The organism is Enterococcus sp. DIV1096b, assembly GCF_050498765.1.
Classification (GTDB): Bacteria; Bacillota; Bacilli; order Lactobacillales; family Enterococcaceae; genus Enterococcus_D; species Enterococcus_D entomosocium.
In genome coordinates, this window is record NZ_JBMHEK010000001.1 from 780,486 (window position 1) to 803,013 (window position 22,528).

The 22,528-nt window shown below is 36.6% G+C and carries 17 protein-coding genes and 1 pseudogene; 16 read left to right on the forward strand and 2 right to left on the reverse strand.

What is annotated here, in order from left to right:
• The first annotated feature begins 59 nt into the window (after positions 1 to 59).
• The 12 genes and pseudogenes from IGJ17_RS03630 to IGJ17_RS03685 all read left to right on the forward strand — a co-directional run.
• Positions 60 to 746, forward strand: a complete 687-nt coding sequence (locus IGJ17_RS03630; RefSeq protein WP_005233513.1) for a response regulator transcription factor — start codon at positions 60 to 62, stop codon at positions 744 to 746.
• Positions 740 to 2,059 carry a sensor histidine kinase gene (locus IGJ17_RS03635; protein WP_086332057.1) on the forward strand — a complete coding sequence of 440 codons (1,320 nt, stop codon included), beginning with the start codon at positions 740 to 742 and terminating at the stop codon, positions 2,057 to 2,059. The genes IGJ17_RS03630 and IGJ17_RS03635 overlap by 7 nt, the downstream gene beginning before the upstream one ends.
• A 91-nt stretch (positions 2,060 to 2,150) precedes the next feature.
• On the forward strand, positions 2,151 to 2,477 hold the full coding sequence (locus IGJ17_RS03640) for an LPXTG cell wall anchor domain-containing protein (RefSeq protein ID WP_139843203.1): 327 nt from the start codon (positions 2,151 to 2,153) through the stop codon (positions 2,475 to 2,477).
• Positions 2,478 to 2,480: 3 nt separating this feature from the next.
• A complete protein-coding gene (locus IGJ17_RS03645) occupies positions 2,481 to 3,308 on the forward strand; it encodes a WxL domain-containing protein (RefSeq protein ID WP_086332058.1) in 828 nt (275 codons plus the stop codon).
• Positions 3,309 to 3,399: 91 nt separating this feature from the next.
• Complete coding sequence (locus tag IGJ17_RS03650; RefSeq protein WP_086332059.1) at positions 3,400 to 4,434, forward strand: DUF916 and DUF3324 domain-containing protein; 1,035 nt, start codon at positions 3,400 to 3,402, stop codon at positions 4,432 to 4,434.
• An 8-nt stretch (positions 4,435 to 4,442) separates the two neighbouring features.
• Positions 4,443 to 6,611 (forward strand): BspA family leucine-rich repeat surface protein, encoded by a 2,169-nt coding sequence (locus tag IGJ17_RS03655; RefSeq protein ID WP_429946531.1) that lies wholly within the window; start codon positions 4,443 to 4,445, stop codon positions 6,609 to 6,611.
• 505 nt (positions 6,612 to 7,116) lie between these two features.
• Positions 7,117 to 7,467, forward strand: coding sequence for a DUF7006 family protein (locus IGJ17_RS03660; protein ID WP_086332061.1), 351 nt, complete (start codon positions 7,117 to 7,119; stop codon positions 7,465 to 7,467).
• Positions 7,468 to 9,416: 1,949 nt separating this feature from the next.
• Positions 9,417 to 9,794 (forward strand): GntR family transcriptional regulator, encoded by a 378-nt coding sequence (locus IGJ17_RS03665; RefSeq protein ID WP_429961070.1) that lies wholly within the window; start codon positions 9,417 to 9,419, stop codon positions 9,792 to 9,794.
• A gap of 2 nt (positions 9,795 to 9,796) precedes the next feature.
• Positions 9,797 to 10,663: an ABC transporter ATP-binding protein gene (locus tag IGJ17_RS03670; protein ID WP_429961071.1), complete on the forward strand. Its 867-nt coding sequence runs from the start codon at positions 9,797 to 9,799 to the stop codon at positions 10,661 to 10,663.
• Positions 10,660 to 11,001, forward strand: a complete 342-nt coding sequence (locus tag IGJ17_RS03675) for an ABC-2 transporter permease (protein WP_086332064.1) — start codon at positions 10,660 to 10,662, stop codon at positions 10,999 to 11,001. The genes IGJ17_RS03670 and IGJ17_RS03675 overlap by 4 nt, the downstream gene beginning before the upstream one ends.
• A 1,792-nt stretch (positions 11,002 to 12,793) precedes the next feature.
• On the forward strand, positions 12,794 to 16,045 hold the full coding sequence (locus IGJ17_RS03680; RefSeq protein ID WP_429961072.1) for a MucBP domain-containing protein: 3,252 nt from the start codon (positions 12,794 to 12,796) through the stop codon (positions 16,043 to 16,045).
• Positions 16,046 to 16,334: 289 nt separating this feature from the next.
• Positions 16,335 to 16,445 (forward strand): annotated as a pseudogene (locus IGJ17_RS03685) (transposase); the annotation flags it as partial.
• Positions 16,446 to 16,533: 88 nt separating this feature from the next.
• Here the strand turns inward: IGJ17_RS03685 and IGJ17_RS03690 are convergent.
• Together IGJ17_RS03690 and IGJ17_RS03695 are read right to left on the reverse strand one after the other, a co-directional pair.
• Positions 16,534 to 17,154 (reverse strand): CPBP family intramembrane glutamic endopeptidase, encoded by a 621-nt coding sequence (locus IGJ17_RS03690; RefSeq protein WP_429947053.1) that lies wholly within the window; start codon positions 17,152 to 17,154, stop codon positions 16,534 to 16,536.
• A gap of 157 nt (positions 17,155 to 17,311) precedes the next feature.
• Complete coding sequence (locus IGJ17_RS03695; RefSeq protein WP_086332066.1) at positions 17,312 to 17,950, reverse strand: CPBP family glutamic-type intramembrane protease; 639 nt, start codon at positions 17,948 to 17,950, stop codon at positions 17,312 to 17,314.
• Between the two features lie 537 nt (positions 17,951 to 18,487).
• Here IGJ17_RS03695 and IGJ17_RS03700 point away from each other — a divergent pair.
• From IGJ17_RS03700 to IGJ17_RS03715, 4 genes are all read left to right on the forward strand, one after another.
• Positions 18,488 to 19,438 carry a hypothetical protein gene (locus IGJ17_RS03700; RefSeq protein ID WP_429961073.1) on the forward strand — a complete coding sequence of 317 codons (951 nt, stop codon included), beginning with the start codon at positions 18,488 to 18,490 and terminating at the stop codon, positions 19,436 to 19,438.
• A 153-nt stretch (positions 19,439 to 19,591) separates the two neighbouring features.
• The gene (locus IGJ17_RS03705; RefSeq protein WP_086332067.1) at positions 19,592 to 20,440 is read left to right on the forward strand and encodes a helix-turn-helix domain-containing protein; all 849 of its coding nucleotides are present in this window, start codon (positions 19,592 to 19,594) and stop codon (positions 20,438 to 20,440) included.
• 106 nt (positions 20,441 to 20,546) lie between these two features.
• Positions 20,547 to 20,912, forward strand: a complete 366-nt coding sequence (locus IGJ17_RS03710; protein ID WP_429961074.1) for a DUF7006 family protein — start codon at positions 20,547 to 20,549, stop codon at positions 20,910 to 20,912.
• Between the two features lie 1,301 nt (positions 20,913 to 22,213).
• The gene (locus IGJ17_RS03715; protein ID WP_270277295.1) at positions 22,214 to 22,528 is read left to right on the forward strand and encodes an ArsR/SmtB family transcription factor; all 315 of its coding nucleotides are present in this window, start codon (positions 22,214 to 22,216) and stop codon (positions 22,526 to 22,528) included.

A 22,528-nucleotide genomic window follows, 5' to 3' on the forward strand; every position in this document is an offset into this window, starting at 1 on the left:
TGTGCTTACCGAAAAGTGATTGAAAATAGAAATGATGAGTGTAAAAGGGGGACTGACCGATGCGGATCTTATTCGTAGAAGATGAGCCATCGATCGCAGAAGCGGTTGCCAGCTTATTGAAGAAACAACATTATTCCGTTGATTTGGCGTATGATGGCGAAACCGGATTAGATTATGCAGCGAGTGGTGTATATGACATTCTCGTTTTGGATATCATGCTGCCAAAAATCGATGGGATCACATTGCTAAAGACGTTACGCAAGCAAAATATTCGCACGCCGATCATTATGTTGACGGCCAAAAGCGAAGTCGATGACAAAGTACTCGGCTTGGATGCAGGGGCAGATGATTACTTGACGAAACCCTTTCAAATGAAAGAGTTGCTGGCACGGATTCGTTCGCTAGGCAGAAGAAAAGATTTGGATTATCAAGAAGACCAGTTAGCCTTTGGCAACGTGGGCTTAGATCGTAATGAGCTGCAGTTAGCCACGCCTAGCAATCAAGTGGTGCTGTCACCCAAAGAAATGAAACTGATGGAGCTATTTTTAGCCAGACCTAAAGTGATTTTATCAAAAGAAACCATCATCAATAAAATTTGGGGCTTTGATCCCGATGTGGAAGAAAACCGCGTTGAAATCTATGTGTCTTTGCTGCGGAAAAAACTGACGCTGCTTGAAGCGGATATCGGCATTCGCACGATCCGCAATGCGGGGTATATTTTGCAGAGCAAGGAGCCGCCATGTTAAAAAAATTACGGAATAAAATGCTATGGTTCAATATGGCGTTGATCTCAATCATTGTCTTAGGTGCCTTTACCTTTATCTATATTTTGAATGCCACCCAAATTGAAAACGAGATCCAATCATTGATCTCGCAAGAAGCAAACACCTTAGCTGCGGTACCTTTGGATGAAGAGGAAGTACGGCAATCACTGACAGAACCTGAGTATCCAATGATGTTGACCATCACGAATAGTACCAATGAGCTCAGACATATAGCTCTAGTCGACGTTAATCAAGTGAAAGGCGAGATCCAAAGTACCGATGAGAGCGACCTTTATGAAGCATTAGCAGATGCAGCAACGAAACAAGGTGAAGTTCCCAACGAAGTAAAGGTGAATGGTCGGTATTGGCGGTATACGCTCTTTTTAGTAACTTCGAGTAGTTATTACTCAATCAGTAATGACTATATAGAGGAATATTCTACTAGTATCAATAATTATGAGCCATTTTATGAAGTTCTGTTTTTCGATGTCACCGACTACACAACCAGTCTAAGCAACTTAAGAACCACGCTTTTGATCATCGGTGTCTTAGCTTTAGTCAGTATTTATATCGCTAGTTTTTATGTCGCCAAACGAGCCTTGCGACCGGTGGAACTGGCTTGGCGCAAACAAAAAGAGTTTATTTCTAACGCTTCCCATGAATTGAAAACACCACTGGCGATCATTCAAGTCAATGCTGAGGTATTAGCTGGCAGTCCAGAAGAAACCTTGAAAAGCCAAATGAAATGGCTGGAAAACATTCAGTTAGGTTCCGAACGGATGGATGAGCTAGTAAATAGCTTATTGATGTTGACCAAATTCGAAAGTGCCGAGCAAGAGGTCGTGTGTTCGGTGATCGATGCCAGTCAAGTCGTTCAAAGTGTTTATCAAAGCATGGAGGCCATTGCGCTAGAAAAAGGGATCCACTATCAGGAACAGATCACTAAACAGGTGTGCCTTGAAAGCAATGAGCAAGTCTTGCGTCAATTGACTATGATTTTGGTAGACAATGCCTTGAAATATACACCCGCTGGAGAAAACGTCACAGTGGCACTCGTTAAACACCAACGAATAACGGTGCTGCAAGTGTCTAACAGTGGTTGTCCGATCCCAGAAGAAAAAATTTCCTATGTCTTTGATCGCTTCTACCGCGGGGATCCTTCTCACAACCATCAAGACGGTGGTTATGGGTTAGGTTTAGCCATTGCCAAAGCCATTACAGAAACGCTGCAGGCGCAAATCAGTTTGACGGTGGATCAAGACGGCGTCAATCACTTTGAAGTTTCATTTCATTGAGCGTTTATTACTGTCCTCACTTGAATGAAAAGATTTTGATTCAGACCAAAAATCAAGAGTTTTGAGACAACTAGTAAAAGGAGGAGGGAAGATGCAGAAAGCGGTTGGCCGTTTGTTTTGTATTTTCGCAGTACTTTTTGCACTACAGTTTCCACTGTACGTCTATGGGGGACAGGTCCAATCCGTTGAGTCAGAAGGATCTGTTGGATTTACCGGGGCCTATGAACCGATCGGCCCGCCTGATCCCCCCCCTAGCACCAGCCCGCAAAGTCCAGGCGGCTCGTTACCCCAAACAAATATGATCGAAGGGGCATTTGTCGGATGGATCGGCATTCTCCTAGTGGTCGGCGTTTCATTGGCTGTAGGGGAGAAAAGAAAAAAGCAGTACAAAAATTATTGGAATGAAAGAAGGGAATGAAGTTTGAAATTTATCCGTTTAACCACTGTAGTTGCACTATCCACAACAATCTTTGCCGGAGGCATCCGCGTTTTTGCAGAAGAAGCAGAAGAAACAGAGAAAACAGGTGAAGTAAGACAAATCACTACGAATGGGCAGATCACGTTTACTCCGAATAATGATGCGCCAAACGTTGAATTGGATCCAGACGGGCCAGAAGTTGAGATCCCGCCAGTTGTCGGTCCGGATGGAGAAAACAACGGTCCCTTAACCATTGCTTATGTACCAACGATGAACTTTGGTTCACAAATTATCTCGTCTTCGGATAAGCATTACAACATGGTCGCTGAGAGACAACAAAAAGCAGGAACGACTGGTGACACAAACAAGGTGCCTTATGTAAGTTTTGTACAAGTCCAAGATACGCGCGGAACCAATGAGGGATGGAAACTAAGCGTGAGCTTGTCTGAATTTGAAGCAAAAGACACGAAAAACAATGTGTTAAAAGGGGCACAAATCAAGTTATTCGATCCTCAACTTCGATACAGTGTCAATGATGCGGAACAGGAACCGACCATTCACGCCAATGGGTTAGAACTGATTCCAAATAATGATGCTGTACCGATTATGACTGCCGCTGCTAAAAAAGGAGGTGGGACTTCGACCGCTACTTGGGGGAATCAAGTAGCCCTAGACAAACAGGTTGAAGCGGGCGCAGCCGTCGTAGAAAACGCCGCCATACAATTATTCGTTCCAGGAACGACGGCGAAAGATGCAGTAACGTATCGCTCTACTTTAACATGGAAATTGGAACAAACGCCTGACAACGAACTTCCTGGCATCGTCTTTTAATAACGAATTCGATTCCGTTACTGTTGTACTTTAGGTACTGGCAGCGTTACAGGTCTCTGTAGCGCTGCTTTTTTAGAAAGGATTATGATGCATGAGATACAAACAATCGTTGTGTACCTTTTTTTGGTTCCTAGCAGTATTCTTCGTATTCTTTCCGTTTTCAGTCGAGGCTGAAGAAACGACCTTGAATACGTATGTCACCCCGCATTTTCCAGAGAGTCAAGTGGATGAAAGCAAAGGGTATTATGAATTGCGCCTCGCTCCGGGGCAAAAAGAGACGTTGCGGCTGGAAGTCGGTAATTCTAGTGTAGACCCGATCAAGATCCAAATCACTCCACATACCGCTTATACCAATGTTTTAGGAACCGTTGAGTATGGCAAAGATGCGCCTGAAGCAGACCCGACGCTGGTCCATTCTCTGGATGAGTTAATGACCTCTTCAGGGGTCATTGCATTAGCAGAAAATGAGACGAAGGTCGTAGAGATTCTTCTAGAAATGCCTGAAGAAGCCTTTGAAGGGTATTTAGCTGGCGGTTTACGGATCGTCGAAGTAAAAAATGAGGAAGAAAGTGAAGCCCCAGAAGAGGAAGGGGTGGCTATCAAGAATGAGTTTGCCCATGTGGTCGGCGTCGTCGTCAGTAATACCGGTGATTCTGTACAGCCGGTATTAGAATTGTTGGATGTATTTGCGGATCAGTTGAACTATCGGAATGTGATTAGTGCGACCTTGCAAAACTTCACACCGGCTTTTGTGAATCGCTTAGAAGTGGAGGCCACAGTCAAACGTGCAGGAGAGAGTGACGTTCTCTATGAGGCAAGCAAAGAAATGATGCAGATGGCACCGAATTCGAACTTCAACTTTCCGATTTCTTTAGAAGGGGATCGTTTCCGCAGTGGGAACTATGTACTGGAACTAAGAGCTAAGTCAGGAGAAAATGAATGGTCGTGGACACGAATGTTTACCATCGATGCCGACGATGCCCGTAAGTTAAACCGTGAGGATGTCATGATCGACAATCGTCCGAATTGGTGGATGATCAGTGCTCTATTTTTAGCAGTTGTCTGGATCATGTTAGGAACCTATCGATTTCTCTTACGTAGAAAACGTTTAGACGAAAGGGAGTGAGAAAAAGGATGAATAGTGTTAAAAAAATGACAATCGTAATAAGTCTGTCAGTCTTTCTGTTCAATGTCACTCTACAACCAGTTGTCGCAATCGAAAAACTACCTACGGACAAAAATATAGAAGAAACTGCAACACAATCAACGGATGAATCAGAGCAAAAAACACCTGAGTGGGAAGACCTACAGGAAATTGAGAGTTTAGAACCGTCGAAAAACGCGGAGGTACCGGAAACAAATGAATCGGAAAAAGAGCAAATGACAGACAAGAAAACAGTTCTCGACGAAACTAATACGAATAAGGAAGGCGAACTGAATCCAACTACCGATATAAGGAATGCGACAGGATCTTGGGGAATCGTTGAATGGTTATGGGAAGAAGCCACTCGAACAATTACGTTGAGTGGTGGAACAGCAGGATCAGTGGATTCAGCCCCTTGGAAAACTCATACTGATGTTTCAAAGATTGTGGTCGAAGGACGAGTGGTATTACCGTCAGATTCGTCGTATTTATTTTCAGAATTATCAAATCTCGAGATCATTGATCAGGCGGGTAATTTTGATACATCAAATGTTGCTAAAATGACTGGGATGTTCATGCTAACTACTAGACTGACGGAGTTAGATGTTTCAAACTGGGATACATCTAGTGTTACTGATATGCATTCAATGTTCCATCAAGCTATTAGACTGACGGAGTTAGATGTCTCAAACTGGGATACGAGTAATGTTGCTAATATGGCTTGGGCATTCAGTTGGGCTAGTAATTTGATACAGTTAGATGTCTCAAATTGGGATACGAGTAATGTTACTTATATGGCTTGGATGTTCAGTAATGCTAGTAATCTGACGGAGTTAGATGTTTCAAACTGGGATACAAGTAATGTTATTCATATGAACGGGATGTTCGAACTAGCTAGTAGTTTAACCGAGTTAGATCTCTCGAACTGGGATACGAGTAATGTTATTACTATGAGTACGATGTTCCGAGAGGCTAGTAGCTTGACCAAGTTAGATGTCTCGAATTGGAATACGAGTAATGTTGCTCTCATGGATTCTATGTTCCAAAATGCTAGTAGTCTGACCGAGTTAGATCTCTCAACCTGGGATACATCAAATGTGGACCGCGCGACAATCTTGTTTTTTGGTGCGACAAACCTTTCTACCATTCATCTGGGAATAAGATCTCGTTTTGATCACTTAATGCCTCTGCCAACTATGCCTGCCCCCCCTTCTTTGGGTAACCACACTGGAAATTGGGTCTATTATTTGAATCAATCAGAGATAACTCCGGACCCGTACATTACATCTTCGCCAACTGATTTTTGGCGGGAGTATGATGGTACTAATCCCGGAACTTATAAGTGGCAATCAGTAGGAACGGTAACTGTTCAATACAGAGATACTCAAAATCATGAAGTAGCTGCTCCTCTGGTGATAACTGGTGGGGTACGTGCACCTTTTCAAATCGAAGAAAAAGCGATTGAAGGTTATACTATTCAAGAAGTTCCGACTAATCTTTCAGGTCGATTTACAGAACAAGAACAATTACTAATTTTTCGGTATTTGAAAGATCCTGTTTCACCTGTGGATCCATTAGCGCCAGAAAATGAGGTTGATCCAGAAAATCCCCCACAAATTCCAAACGATCAAGGCTCTTTAAGTATTGATTTTGCTTCTCAATTTACGTTTGGACAACAAACTATTTCTACTCAAATGAAGAGGTATTATGCACAACCTCAACGTTTATTGAGTGCTGACGGGACTAACAATAACGCCGAAGAACGACCAAACTATGTGCAGATCAGTGATCGCCGGCATGAAAATGAACGTAATGGTTGGCAATTAGCAGTTACACAAAATAATCAGTTTACGAACCTTCAAGAACATGAGCTTAAGGGTGCACGCTTGTTATTAACGAACCAACAAGTGGCCTCTGTCCAACAAATGGGGGAACCCGAAGTGAATCATCAAGATGGCGTTCCTTTAGTTCCAGAAGAAAAGATGACGCTTTTAACCGCACATAATGATCAAGGTCTTGGCACTTGGGTCTATCGCTTTGGTGACAGAGAAAATGCTGGAGAAAGTATTGTACTGGAAGTTCCACCAACGGCAAACCCAAGAGCGACTTCCTATCAAACAACACTCACGTGGGAATTGAGTGCCGTACCGGGCAATTAGTCAAAGATGAATAAGGGAAAAAATACAAGCACTATTTCATCATTTTTTCTTTTTTATCTCTACTAGGAGATGGTTGGCCTTTGCAGAGATATTATTACTAGGTGATCATACACGTTCTGTTTCTTTAAAAGGGGAATCTTTGGTCGTCCAATCGGCTCTCGGCTGTAGGACTTGAAACTTTTTGGAACTCACTACAACATACTGATTATTTCTCTTCTAGCATTAACATGAAAACATTCGAATGATAAACAAACTACTTTGATCGTAACAAATTATTGGCTATGCCTATTGGATTATGCCTTTGAAACCGAGTATGTTCTTATGAAATGTTTTCCGAAGGCACGCAATTGAATATGGGCGAAATACCAATTGAGTCCGTTGATAGATTGGAGCGCCTAACAAAAGAAAGCCAAGGTTTAAAAGTTATTTAATGAGGAATAGCCCTAAGGGGTGACTGAAACGATGGAAGTCGTTTCAAAATAAATATTACGAGAAGGAAAGAATAATGGTAGAATTTCTAACAACAGAAACATACTTAAAGGGATTTCAGATCGCTTTTGATGAAGCGGAAAAAAGAGACGATAAAGACCTGAAGATCTATTTGCAAACTCTAGTACAACGATTAGAGACATTGATCGCACAAATTACTCCGGAAAAATTCTGGCACGTTTGGTCAGAATTTTTAGGGATTGATGCCAAATTTGGGATAGTTGCGGAGTTGATTGTCTGTGAAGAATTTTCAGATAAAGAGATTATCCGAATCGTTGAGAATGATTACTGCTCCTATTTCAAAGAACTTTGCGGATATGATCTTAGTATGGCGCCAAATTTTTCGATAATTTTCAATGTTATATAAGCGGTGTGTGAATTCCTAGTAAAAAATTTAAACAGAAACTGTAGTAGAGTGTTCAAAAATAATAATTTTGAGCACTCTTTTTTAGGAGCCAACATGTAGAATTCCCTTCTTTTTAGGATATATATTTCTTTATAAGGATATATTCATAAAAAACGAGATATGAATTTTATAAGAATTTTTTGAAATATCAGCAGCTTAAAAAAGCTTTTGTTCTTTTTTATTGTTCATTGCAAGCTCCTTCAACAGCTAAGTTAGTTAAGATCAGTTAGATATAAAAAAAAGTGGACAATAGATGTTATGCTCGTGACTGTTCCTTTAGTTTCAAAGTATATTTTTCACTCTTCTAAGGCTACTTGTCACTTTTCTTTTTAATTAGCAAATTTTTTAAATTTTAAATGGCACAAACTGTAAATATATGATTCCCCAAAAAAATCGCTTAGAAATAATGAAGTGATTTTTTTGCTTTCATTAAAAATATCGTGTTCAGAAAGCCACTAATTTCTGGACACTCTTTTTAAATACCATAATTGATATGTATTGCTTTATTTTTGTGTTCATAAACTCATAACTAAATCATTGTTCAATTAATATTTAGATTTATGAGTATTAGGACAAATGTTGGATGTGGTCAACATGATAGTTTTTGAGTCCAGTCTCGGAAGAAGTTAGCTTTGACGTACACAAAAAAACTTGTTATACTTCAGGTGTAGGTAAAAGGTATTGGTAGTACCTTTTACAGAACTGTTACGGCAGTAGTAATGAGGTTAGCTTAAAGGATCAGTCCTTTAAGCTTTTTATTTTGTTCGCAATCTCTAAGATCAAGTTAATGATCGTTAGGATTACTAGAATATTTTGCAACATTCTATTTAGAACGTAACCTTTCCCATTCCACTGTAATTCATTGGCAGACCTCCTTACAACCAACGTTTCAAAAAGAAATTGTAAAGTTGTTGGGGTCACCACGACCGAACAATACTACACCTGAAGGACAACAAGTTTCCTTATCAGTATATCACATTCTTAATTGATAGGTAGACTGCTTTAACACTCTACCTTTTTATTCAGAAAAAGCAATTAGTGATTCAAATTAATAATAAACGAGTGGATCAAATTTCGTTGTGTAAAATACTATAAGCAACTGTGGTCAAAAACTTAAAAGTTTCTGACTCATGTTTTTATCCGCACGCCCTAGTCTACATTTTATCGTGAACACATACAGCTCCCCATCAAAGCTCTATAGTAGAGGAACTGTTTTGTTCTTAATTGGATAGTGCTGTAAGAATTGGACAGCATTAAATATCCACTTGAGTCACTATGGACATTGGATGCTAGATTCGACTTGCCTGAATCAGTGGTTCCAAGTGGCACAATGGCACATTGATCAAGGACAATCTTTGCCTTTAAATAAGGCAAAGAGATCATGACTAATCGAAGAATCCCACACGAAGTGCGAAGGTGGGATGGCTATCGAATATACCTGAAGAAAAAGAAATCAAATAAGTTTAAAAGGTGATTGATTGGTAGCGTGTAATAACGTCCTAATTTTAGAGGAAAGAGAAGAAGAGATATGAACAGATTTATGAATTTAAGAATATCTATTGAGATAGAGGAAGAAATCAAAATTCGTTGAATAACTAGCATAGGTTCATGTGATTCTTACCAAAGGAGTTTATGAATTCTTTAACACATTTCAAATAGATCAATTAAAAAGGAGGTTTTAAGGTTTTTAGACATAGAATCATGTAAAGAGGGAAACGCAATAATAAAAAAGTATCCTTTTGCCACCGCACCAGCCTATAAATATTGGCTGGTTTTTGTTTGAACGTGAATAACTAACTTCTCTATAAGATTCATATCTCATTCTTGAAATATACAATAGAACGAAATTGTACTTGTTGAACAAGCACAAAAGGATGCCTCGTCGACGGGCAAGGTAGGGAGTAAACCATATGGAAATTATTATCTCAACATCTGGAGACAAACCAATTTACGAACAAATCACAGCACAAATCAAAGAACACATTATGACAGGAAAATTAAAAACAGGCGATTCAATGCCATCAATGCGTGCTTTTGCCAAGTCACTACATGTGAGTGTTATTACCGTTCCACGCGCATATGAAGATTTACAACGTGACGGATTTATCGAGAGTGCTGTTGGACGAGGCAGTTTTGTTGCTGTCCAAAACAAAGACGTGATAAAGGAAGAACAACAGCGGAAACTTGAAAGCTTCCTACTAGAAGTAACTGATATTGCCCGTCAAAATGGCATAGGCATTGAAAGATTGAAAAGTTTGATCGATATTTTTTATCTAGGAGACGAATAAGAATGACAAAACTAATAGAAATTAATGGACTAAAGAAGTCCTATTCAAAATCAGAATTCGCACTTAAAAACGTAAACTTTTCCTTGGTAACATGCGAAATTATGGGGTTCATTGGCGAGAATGGTGCAGGAAAAACCACTACACTCGGCTGTATTTTAGGGACACTCATTAAAAGCTCAGGTAATATCAAACTGTTTGGTCAAGATGCTACCGATGAGAATTCATACTTAAGAGACAGTATCGGCGTAGTCTTCGATGTAGAAAGTTTTGGGCCACGCATGACACCAAAAAAAATTGCCAGTGTTATGAGAAATGTATACACCGATTGGGATGACAACTTATATCAAGAATATCTTAAAAACTTCAAGTTATCTTATAAGGCGAAAATCGTCACATTTTCACGAGGTATGACAATGAAATTGGCGTTAGCTGTAGCACTATCCCACCACCCCAAATTACTTATTTTGGATGAGGTTACAGGTGGCCTTGATCCAATTGTTCGAGACGAAGTTCTGGATATTATTTTAGATTTTGTGAGTGACGGTCACAAATCGGTCTTGTTTTCATCACATATTACTAGTGATTTAGAAAAAATTGCGAATACCATTACTTTCATTCATGACGGTGAAATTATTCTGTCAAAAGCAAAAGACGTACTAACTTACGAATATGGCATACTACGTTGCCCAGTATCAAAATTTTCCGACATAGATAAATATGATGTCGTGGCTTATAAAAAGCGAGATTTTCAAATTGACGTGTTAGTCCATAACAAAAGCGTCGTAGAAAAAAAGTATAAAGATTTGATCATGGATAAGGCAACCATTGAAGAAATAATGCTGATTATTATTAGAGGAGAGTCACAATGAGAAAAAGTAAAACAATTGGTCTATTACAATACCGATTTTATAATCTGCCAATAGAAACTACATGGATGTACTTAATTGTCCTAGGGTGCGTAGCCATTGCCGTTTCACTTGGATGGACAACCATTGCAACAGGCATTCTTTTATGGTTAGTACCAAGCTTTATTAACTTTAACGGTATGGAAGTGGCAGAAAGAAAAAATACGAAATTACAGTTGAGCTTTCCTATTTCGAGAAAGCAAAATGTGGATATCAGATATATAAGTTTTATCATTGTTAACCTCATGGCCATTGGAGTGAGTTACATTTTTTACATGACAACGAATTTCTTCGTTGAGTAGAATATAATATCAATTTCAGCCTTGATCTAGATGGATTAAACTGGTTATTTGCTCAAGTGCCATTTTTAACTGTCGTAAAAATTGTATTGGGATTTACCTTGTTTCAGACAGCCCTTTACTATAGTTTATCTTATACAGTATTCAAAAATGTAGGAAAACCACCATTTTGGATAACCGTTATTATAACGGGCGTATATATGATGGCAGATTCCTACATTCATTTTATTAACTTGACATGGGATCAAATGCCAAATGCTATGTTAGGTGCGGGATTAGTTTTCTTTATAATTAGCTACTTCATTAGCGTCAAGGCATTTAGAAAGTTAGATTTCAGTTAAATAAGAAATCACCATAAATAATAAATGAAATTTTGCCTATTTTTATAATTCAAAATATGAATCTTTGTTTTTACGAAATGATACAAATCAACTTCTACCACTCTTTTTAGATACTACAATTGATATGTACTACTCTATTTTTGTGATCATAAACTCGGAAAAAAATCATTGTTCATTTAAAATTTTAGATTTATGGTTATGAAGACTATTTTTTTTGTGGTCAGAAAGTTTCTTTTTCAGAGGACAACGGAGTATGCTCTAGTAATAGAATTTTTTTAAAAAAATATCATTGACTTTTTTGAGTGATTTAATAGTAATTAGTTCCTAATATAGACAATAGATAAGCTATGAGTGATTATGAGCTATATAATATTCCTATTTTATTTTAATAATGGTATATGATAGTATATTTCCATTCGCAAAACATTTTTTTAGGTGGGGAAACAACGACAATCTTCCCATCGATCAAGAATGAAGAAAACAGTTTCTACAGACCTGAGTAGGAGCTGAAAAAACTGAGTCTTCTACTTAATCCAAAAAATCTTGTAAGAGATCTAATTGGTGACTGGGCGTTATTCGCTTACTGATTAAATCATAATATAACCGTGCTAGAGAACTATATATTGTAAGTCTTAAAGGGAAATGAACTGTAAATTTATTTGTGATTCTTCAGATCCATAAACTATAGAGAACATTGCCTCAGTTAGTCTATCATTTTTTTCTATTATATTTCCAACTAAAGCGTCAGTAGAAAATATGCAAAGTTCTCATTAAAGGGAATTTTTAGATTTTTTAATTCCTTAGTAGACATCGATTTGCAATCGCTTTCTTTCAAATATTTCTTAGAGAGACGAAAAATTTGATTACTTATTTACACGATTCCATTGTAAGCTAATAAGAGGAATAATTGTTAATATTACCAATAAATATAACCAAACACTTTAAATGTAAGTTAACATTTAGTTTCTAAGGGAACTACTTAAACACAATAATTTTTTACTATCGAGATTGAATTGTAAATTAATCACAACGGTAAGGATAATTTTCATTTATTGAATAAGATGCTTTAAAATACCCTAAAGAAAAACGCTATTATCAATAACTGACGATTAGTTATCCGGCGATCGGCCACCATCTGTATAACAATTACTCGTAATTTCTTGAAAATTTCATCTTTAGTGAATCTCGATTTTTTTTTGGACGCGCTTTTATGCAATTCCTAATGAAGGATTTTTGCTTGAACAAACATAAAAGGTCAGTAGGGACTATTATAAGAAGTTAGTTGGCCTGGCGGTATCTCCAGCAATCCAACTGACTTAATGTGATTTGTTGAGCAATTATAGATGAGAATAGTAGTGCTTGAACCTAAGCTTTATTTGGAAATTAAATACTAAAGAAGTGATATCTACATTCATAGAAATTGTGAATCTGAGTAGAAGAAGAGGAGTTTTATTATGTTGAAAAAATTAGGTATTATACTAGTAGTTGGAATGATGACGTTAGGTCATCCTCTTATAGCAGTGGCAGAAGGAATGGAAAAACCACTGCAGGAAAAGGAACGACTAGGAGAAGGAGACCAAGAAAGTGAGGATATGGAAAGAGACGAATCACCCCCTAAAAATGAGCTAAGTAATGAGAATGATCCTATTAATTCAGAAAACAGTAAGGATGAAAATGCAAGCGAAGACTCTTCACCTGTTCTTTCTGATTCAGATGAGAAAAAGCCTGAAAATAGCCACGAAGCCACCAACTCTGAGGAAAATGATCCTGATTTTTTGGATTCATCGGATACCATCGAACAAAAAAATGAGGAAAATGAAGAGAAACTAATGGAGAAAACTGACTCAGACACTTGGGGGGAAGTTCCTTGGAGTTGGGATGAAGCCACAAAAACAATCACTTTAGAAGCAGGAGTTGCCGGAAGATCGTTACAAGCACCTTGGAGTTCACAGTATACTCAGGTAGAGAAGATTGTTGTTAAAGGAATCGTAGTACTACCTAGTGATAGTTCAGGGTTATTCAGAAACACGAATCGATTGGCTGAAATCGATTCAGCTGCCAATTTTGATGTGTCAAATGTAACGAATATGAGTAATATGTTTCACCGTGCAGAGAGTTTGAAAACAGTAGACCTTAGTACGTGGGACACATCCAACGTGACGAACATGAGTAGTATGTTCACTAGTGCACGTGAGTTATCATCTCTTAATGTCAGTTCATGGGATACATCCAATGTGACTAACATGAGTAGCATGTTCAATAATACACCAATCTTATCCTCTGTTGATGTTAGTTCATGGGATACGTCAAACGTAATGAACATGAGCAACATGTTCAATGGTACAACAGCCTTATCCTCTGTTGATGTTAGTTCATGGGATACGTCAAAAGTAACGAACATGAGCAACATGTTCCATAATGCCCGTGAATTATCATTTCTTGATGTCAGTTCATGGGATACGTCAAAAGTAACAAATATGAGTAATATGTTTCTCCGTGCTGAAAATCTTTCTAATGTAGATGTCAGTTCATGGGATACGTCAAGAGTCACCAACATGGCTGCCATGTTTTCGAATATGGGCACTGGTATCACCGCCTTAGATGTCAGCTCTTGGGATACGTCAAGTGTCACAGATATGCGCTCTATGTTTGCTAATTCGAGTAGTTTAACGACTTTAGATGTCAGCTCCTGGGATACCTCAAGTGTTACAAGCATGCGATCCATGTTTATGGGGACTCGTAGTTTGACTGCCTTAGATGTCAGCTCATGGAATACCTCTAGTGTCACTGATATGGGAAATCTGTTCTCAGGAGCTCGTAGTTTGACTGCATTGGATGTCAGTTTGTGGGATACGTCAAATGTCACCAATATGGGCTGGATGTTTTATAATACCGAGAACTTGCGTTCGTTAGATGTAAGCTTATGGGATACATCTAAAGTAACTGACACAAACTACATGTTTAATCTTGCGATAAGACTCAACCAATTAGATGTCAGCACGTGGGATGTTTCAAATGTTACCAATATGTGGAGTATGTTTAGTTCGACTTCGTTATCTTCATTAGATCTTAGTTCATGGGACACGTCCAATGTAACGAATATGCGAGACATGTTTAGAGGAACGCGTAATTTGTCTTCTATTACTTTGGGAGAAAAGTCGGTGTTTTCTGCAAGTGCTAATTTATTTACAGTTACGTCATCTAGTATTTATACCGGTGGATGGATACTGGATTCAGAAGAGCTAACTGTTAGATTTGCTAGTTCTGAGGAATTCATGGACCAATATGATGGGAGTAAACCTGGAACCTATGTTTGGGAACGTCGAAGCCCTGAACCCGTTACTGTTCATTATCTTGATTTTGAGACAGAGAAACCATTAGCAGAAGCTGTGGTTCTGAACGGAGATATTGGGGCAGCCTTTATTACAGAACCAAAAGAAATCTCTGGATGGTACGTAAGAGAAACACCAAATAATGCGACAGGTACATTTAGCGGAGAAGCTCAAGAAGTGATTTACCTGTATGAACGCAGTGATGCGGCACCTGTTACCGTAAAACACAAAGATTCCGAAGGGAATCAACTAGCAGAACCAACGATCCTAAGTGGAAAAGTGGGGTTGCCTTATGATAGTGATCCTAAAGAGATTCCAGGATGGTATGTCGCAGAAACACCGAATAATGCATCTGGTACCTTTACAAAAGAAGCCCAAGAAGTGGTGTATGTGTATGAACGTAGCGATGCAGCACCTGTTACCGTAAAACACAAAGATTCCGAAGGGAATCAACTAGCAGAACCAACGATCCTAAGTGGAAAAGTGGGGTTGCCTTATGATAGTGATCCTAAAGAGATTCCAGGATGGTATGTCGCAGAAACACCGAATAATGCATCTGGTACCTTTACAAAAGAAGCTCAAGAAGTGGTGTATGTGTATGAACGTAGCGATGCAGCACCTGTTACCGTAAAACACAAAGATTCCGAAGGGAATCAACTAGCAGAACCAACGATCCTAAGTGGAAAAGTGGGGTTGCCTTATGATAGTGATCCTAAAGAGATTCCAGGATGGTATGTCGCAGAAACACCGAATAATGCATCTGGTACCTTTACAAAAGAAGCCCAAGAAGTGGTGTATGTGTATGAACGTAGCGATGCAGCACCTGTTACCGTAAAACACAAAGATTCCGAAGGGAATCAACTAGCAGAACCAACGATCCTAAGTGGAAAAGTGGGGTTGCCTTATGATAGTGATCCTAAAGAGATTCCAGGATGGTATGTCGCAGAAACACCGAATAATGCATCTGGTACCTTTACAAAAGAAGCCCAAGAAGTGGTGTATGTGTATGAACGTAGCGATGCAGCACCTGTTACCGTAAAACACAAAGATTCCGAAGGGAATCAACTAGCAGAACCAACGATCCTAAGTGGAAAAGTGGGGTTGCCTTATGATAGTGATCCTAAAGAGATTCCAGGATGGTATGTCGCAGAAACACCGAATAATGCTTCCGGCACTTTCAGCGACGCAGTGCAAGAAGTAGTGTACGTGTATAGCACTAAATCGCATAATTCGAAGAACAATGACAATTCAAATAATCATTTGCCAAAAACAGGAGAACAGACCTATGGACAAGGAATTATGACAGCTGCTGGAGCCTTATTAGTTACTCTTGCATTTGTAGTAGGTAAAATACGTAAAAAAGCTAATCATTAAAAAAGAAAGAGTGTTCAGAAAATGACGAATTTCTGGACACTCTTTTTAGATACCATAATTGATAGGTATTACTTTATTTTTGTGTTCATAAACTCGTAACTAAATCATTGTTCAATTAAATTTAGATTTATGAGTATTAGGACAAACAATGGATGGGGTCAAAAACTTAAAAGTTTCTGACCTCATATTTATAACCGCATGCTCAAAACCACATTTGAAAATCGGAATTTACAGAAATACTGTGGGGAAATAGTTAGAGAATCATAACTTGCCATTTTGTGAGAGAAGAATAAACAATAAGATAAAAGTGATAAAACGAGTAGCCTACGGTTATCGAAATTCCCACAACTTTCGAGCAAGAATTTATCTCATTCAAGGCTTGATCTTCCAAGTAAAATAAAAACCAGTTAAGCACTCTGCCTAACTGATTATGACTAAATTTTCAGTTGTATCTTTCTCTACCAACACTAAATGTCGAAGAACCATTTTTATTTTATAAGGAAACTTAAAAATCCAAAAGAATCATATACGAAATGACAAATCCAGCTAATCCATACACTATTAGATTTCTTCCAAATATAATTTAGAGCAAGTCTTGCAGGCATCAAAGTCATTACTAATTGTAGTGGATGAAAACCATATGAAGTGATGTGCCACATAGAAAATAGGAAGCTACAAATAATTGTAGACCAGAAAAAAGATATTCCTCTTTTTTGAAGAGATAAAAGAATATTTGTACTTACCAATTCTTCCCCCAAAAGCATAAAGGGTATTTGTAAAAAATACATTGTCCATGAGATGGTTCCATAAATAGAATTAGATGTGGTTTGACCGAAAAAATGAACATACATCCAAGAAAAGAAGAAGCCAGAAATCAGAACTAATGGTATTCCCCAAAGTAAAACTTTGATACTGAAATGTTTAAACTGAGATAAAAACTCAGTCTTCAATAAGAAATACCCCGCTAAAGCTGATAACAAGAAATTCCAAACAGTTCCGAATACAGATAAAACGTTAGTGTTTAAACCAGTATAAGAAAGAAACAAGTAAGAGATAGCAATGATTATGGTTATAGAGAATAGAATAAAAGATGAATTTTTCTTCAACATCATCACACCTTTTTATATGATGAAACTAAGAAAAGTATAGAGATAAAAATAAAAAACAATAAAAATATTAATCTTTTTGGGTTAAGTATAAGCAAGTTACTCAGTAATCCGACGAAACAAAAAAAGCCAACCCTAATTAGGCTAGCTAGTATGAATATTAACCAAAATAAAAAGCTAACAAAATAGCAGTGAGATCAAATATTAAATGAACTGCATAACTGGTAAGTATAGAATTACTTTTAATTGCAGCTTGGTTAAAGAGAATCCTTGCCGCTCCTTGTATCAATAAGATATGACCTAATGTATGGATAATATTACCATTATCATAAGTGGAATAATGTATTAGCCCAAATATGATCGCTGACAATAAGCTTGCAATCGGAAGACGAAATTTGCTAGAGAAAATGGATAAAATGAAAACAGAAAAGAGTTCTTCACCCAATATCATTATTGGTAAAATAAGAAAAAGTAAGGGCTGAACAGCTTCTGTAGCAGAATTTCCTTTGAGATCCCATTTCAATACATGTTCTAATATCACAGAGACAATGAAACTCAAAATCAGATTTAAAAAGAAGTACAGAAGGAAGTTTTTAATTGGTGCAGTGGGTTTAGAAAAAAGGGACTTTATACTACCCGGCCCATAAACATAGCGAAAAGCAATAAAACCTGTGACTGTCAGTGCAAGAATACTGACTATTGATGGTCCCCATAATAGTCCGACTATTCCAAGTATTACGATGAAGGTCCCAATGAAAATTTTTTTTGTCTCTAAATCTCTGTGTAATAATCTGTTCATATGATTCAGCTCCTAATGTGGTATAAAATAGAATTCGTTTTTTGTAAAAATATTAAGTGAGGAAAATTAATCGGATCAGTTTAAGACAATTTAATATGAAATAACTGTTGTAAGTATAAACTATTATCATTTCAAAATATAATTTAAAGCTTGGTCGGCATAAATCATATCAAACGAACACGTTCAATCTTACTTTTAATCAGCTTCTATATAATAGAGTATAAAACTGCAATGCATGTAGGCATTAACAACTCTTGGTTGTATTGACTAGCCTTTTCCAAAGGATTGATTCTCTTATTCTTATATTTATACAAGTGTATCTTACGTCATTTCAGTTAACAAAAGAAATAAAGTCGTATATTTAAGACTTTTTTTCTATATTCATTAAATCAAACTATAATGAAGTGGAATTTTAAATTCTAATAAAAGCTGTGAGGAGCAAATAAGTGAAATGGATAGTTATGATCATTACTTTAATATTACTTAGTTTCGTGTAAATACGAGTTTTTAACGATCAATTTAATGGAGGAAAACAAAATGAAAAAACTTTTTATTGGATTAACAGCAGTTGCAATTAGCAGTATAGGGGTTGTAGTACCTGTTTCGGCAGATACAATAAACGGGTATCACGTCACAGTAAAAGATGAATACCATGCAATTGATGATGATGGAACCATGTGGTCAAATGATGGTGGCACATGGTTTAATAGCCTTACCGGTGAAAAGGGCATTCTTCTTTTCAAAGAAGAACCAGAGGGAACGAAAGAAACAGAACCAAAACCAGAAGAAACAACTCCCGTAATTCCAATCCCTACACAAGAACCAGAAGGAACGAAAGAAACAGAGCCAAAACCGGAAGAAACAACTCCCGTAACTCCAATCCCTACACAAGAACCAGAGGAAACGAAAGAAACAGAGCCAAAACCGGAAGAAACAACTCCCGTAACTCCAATCCCTACACAAGAACCAGAGGGAACGAAAGAAACAGAACCAAAACCAGAAGAAACAACTCCCGTAGTTCCAATCCCTACACAAGAACCAGAGGAAACGAAAGAAACAGAGCCAAAACCGGAAGAAACAACTCCCGTAATTCCAACTCCTACACAAGAACCAGAGGAAACGAAAGAAACAGAGCCAAAACCGGAAGAAACAACTCCCGTAATTCCAACTCCTACACAAGAACTAGAAGGAACGAAAGAAACAGAACCAAAACCAGAAGAAACGAACCTCTCTATTAAGACAGCAAAAAACACATCAGAGGTTATTGGTCAAGGAGCCAATAAGGAAGCAACATCTGTGACGAAAACGGCTAGTTCTGTTAAAAAAGGAGAAATTAAAGTTCTAGAAGATAAAGTAAATATCAATGCTAATAGATTTCCTAAAACAGGAGAAAATAGTAAGATTTCAACTATTTTTAGTTTTATTGGTATTATATTTATATGTATAGTAGTGCGCTTTGTATTCAAAACAAAAGAGGCAAAACTGTGAAATTCAAGACGCTAGAAGTTTTTCACTGAATTAATTTAAAGATCATGACTTTAACTTGAATAAATAATTTAAATAGCAATTAAAACTTAAAATCAACTGATTCTATTCAGAAGATGGTTTATTGAAGGTTATGTAAAAGAGGGGGTACTATTTATGTACGGTGAGACGATCAGAAAAATTCGTTTAAAGAAAGGATTTAGTCAAAAAGAAGTTTATGGAGATATCATATCTAAGTCCTATGCTATTGAATTTGAAAAAGGAAAACATCAAATAGCTTCCAATATACTTATTCAAATCCTAGATAAGCTTTCAATGGATATTGATGAATTCTTATTTATTGCAAATGATTATCAATTGAACGAAAAAAATAATTACAATCATATTTATCAAAGATTGGCAAATAAACAAGATATTTCTGGTCTAAATCTCTTGTTAGAAGATTTGAAAAAAAAAACAGGAAAATTGAACAATATTAGAATTGCAGAAGTAAGATCACGTATAAGAATTTTAACGCATTTTAAAAAGTTTGGAACTTATCATGCTGGAGTAGTTCTGGAATGTGATCGTCAGGTTATTGCTTCTTATCTGGTAGATGTTGAAAGTTGGACGCTACATGAAATCTTACTTTTTGCTAATACACTGGACTTTTTAGAAGATGAACTCATCTTTATTTTTTTCAAAAGAGTTTCTAATTTATTAGAATATTATGTTCTGCTTGATAATGGTCGAGAAATTTATTGTACTTTGTTAATAAATTTATTAGAGTACACCTTTAAGAAAGAACAATATCAGTATACAGAAGTTTTACTTGCACAATTAGATCTGTTATCAACCGATTATAGAGAATTTTTCCACAGAACAGTTTATAAATTCTTTGAAGGACTGTTACTTATGAAGCGAGGAGAGGAAGTAAAAGGAAGAAAAATTGCAGAGCACATGCTTGAAACTATGCGTTACTTAGATCAAGAACCGTTAGCGAAGATGTTTTCTCACTTGGTGTAACCATAGTATAAAATGATTTTAAGCATCAGAAAAAATGAAAAATGCATTAATTAAAATATACTAGAAATGGTTCCTTTCTGTAGTGTGGACCTAATCTTCAAATAAAGTGGATGAGGAAGAAAATAATGACGAAATTAATAAAAAAAAGAAGAATATATGGAATATTTTCAACAGTCACTTAAAAAAAGGAAAAGAACGAAATGCGTTGAGCCGTTATATGGAGGAGCAGTTCGAAAAATTGAATCAATTAATTGATGGTGTTCCCAAAGATTCATTTTGGGATGTTTTCCCTGAAATATTAGGTATTGATGCTAAGCTAACTTTATTGATCCAGTTGGTATCATTCGAGAACTTTACCAGTAAGGATATCATTCGAATAGTTCAGAATGATTATAAGAATTATTTTAAGGAGTTATGTGGGTATGACCTGAAAATGAAATCCAAACCTTCTATGATTTTTAATGTGTCATAAATTCAAATTATTGTGATGTAAAAACTAAGTCTATTCAGAAAATGACTAATTGCTGGATGCTCTTTTTGTTTTCGTAAACTTGTCATCAAAAGATTATTTATTAAAAAAATAGTTTTATGAGTATTTGGACAAACCCTTAATGGTGTCATAAACTTAAAAGTTTTTGTCCCTCTTTTATATAATGAACGCAATTAATGAAGCAAGTAAAATGAGTTATATATGATTTCCTAGTATCAATAACGATAGGATTTGAGGAGCAAGTTGGTATCCAATCTCGTGTTCAGGTTTTAAGTTCAGTATATTATTTCCTCCTGGACAATATCCTCCAGCTGTATACTCAACTCATATGTACATTGGTCATGTAGAACGTGTAAGTTATGTGGGCGGAGCTCGGTATATCGGACATTATTCAACTAGAATCTGAGAATATGAATAACTTTGATCTATGGAAATGGGTTGCAGGAAAAAGGATAGATAAAGAACCCAACTATTCCAAAAAAATTGGTTGTATGTAAGTTTAATGTTACTGCTGTTCATATTGATTGTCCTATCTTATTATTTCATTTCCGTATTATGGTAGTTTCTAGTTTTTTTAATGAGTGAAACATGAATAGTATAAAATAAATAACTAGTAAAAACCTCTTACATGTTCAAGAGGTTTTTTATTTACTAATTACTTGCAGCCAAATTTTGATAGTACCTAATAAGTGTGTCGACGCGTAATTAAATTGTTTAAGTCAGTCAGTGTTTTAATCTGATTTAAATTTAATTCCGGCATATTACAAATTCTTAGTAGGACAGTAGAGTTTACCCTGTTGGTCTATTTGCCGATTGGAATATATAAACCGTTCTTTGCAGCCAGATATGTTGAGCAAATTAGAATTCAAAAAAATAGAATGTGTATGATGCAATTGTTAAAAAGAGTGTTCAGAAAATGACTAATTACTGAACACTCTTTTTAAATACTATAATTGATATGTATTATTCTATTTTTGTATCCACAAACTCATAAATTATTCACTGTTCAATTAAAAATTAAGTTTATGATGATAATTACATATCTTGAATGATGTCAGAAACTTAAGAGTTTATGAGCTCTCTTTGATTGCTATATATTATAAAATCGTTCAAGATTGGATATTATTGGACACTTTTTCTATGCTAAATTAACCTATAGTAAGAGCAATAACTATGCTATTAATTCCTTTTTACTTAGAAATTATGAGTAAACAACTTGACCTTATATAGATGGTTGTCTATATTGTATATAGACAACCATCTATATAAGGAGGATCGAAAGAATGAATTATGAATCTCTTTCATTAGTATTAAAATCTCTAGCGGATCCAAATCGTATGAAAATAGTAGATGTGCTTTCTTGCGGCAGTTTATGTGCATGTGATTTACTTGAATATTTTGATTTTACACAACCTACACTCTCTCATCATATGAAAGTACTAGAAAAAGCAGGTGTTGTTTGTGTAAGTAAAAAAGGACAATGGCACCATTATTCGTTGAGGGAAGAATTTGTTGTAGAATTTATGAAATCTATTCAACAATTACTTGTAAATAATGAAGACAACTGTGTGTGCAAAGTAAAAGAAGGATCTAAATAG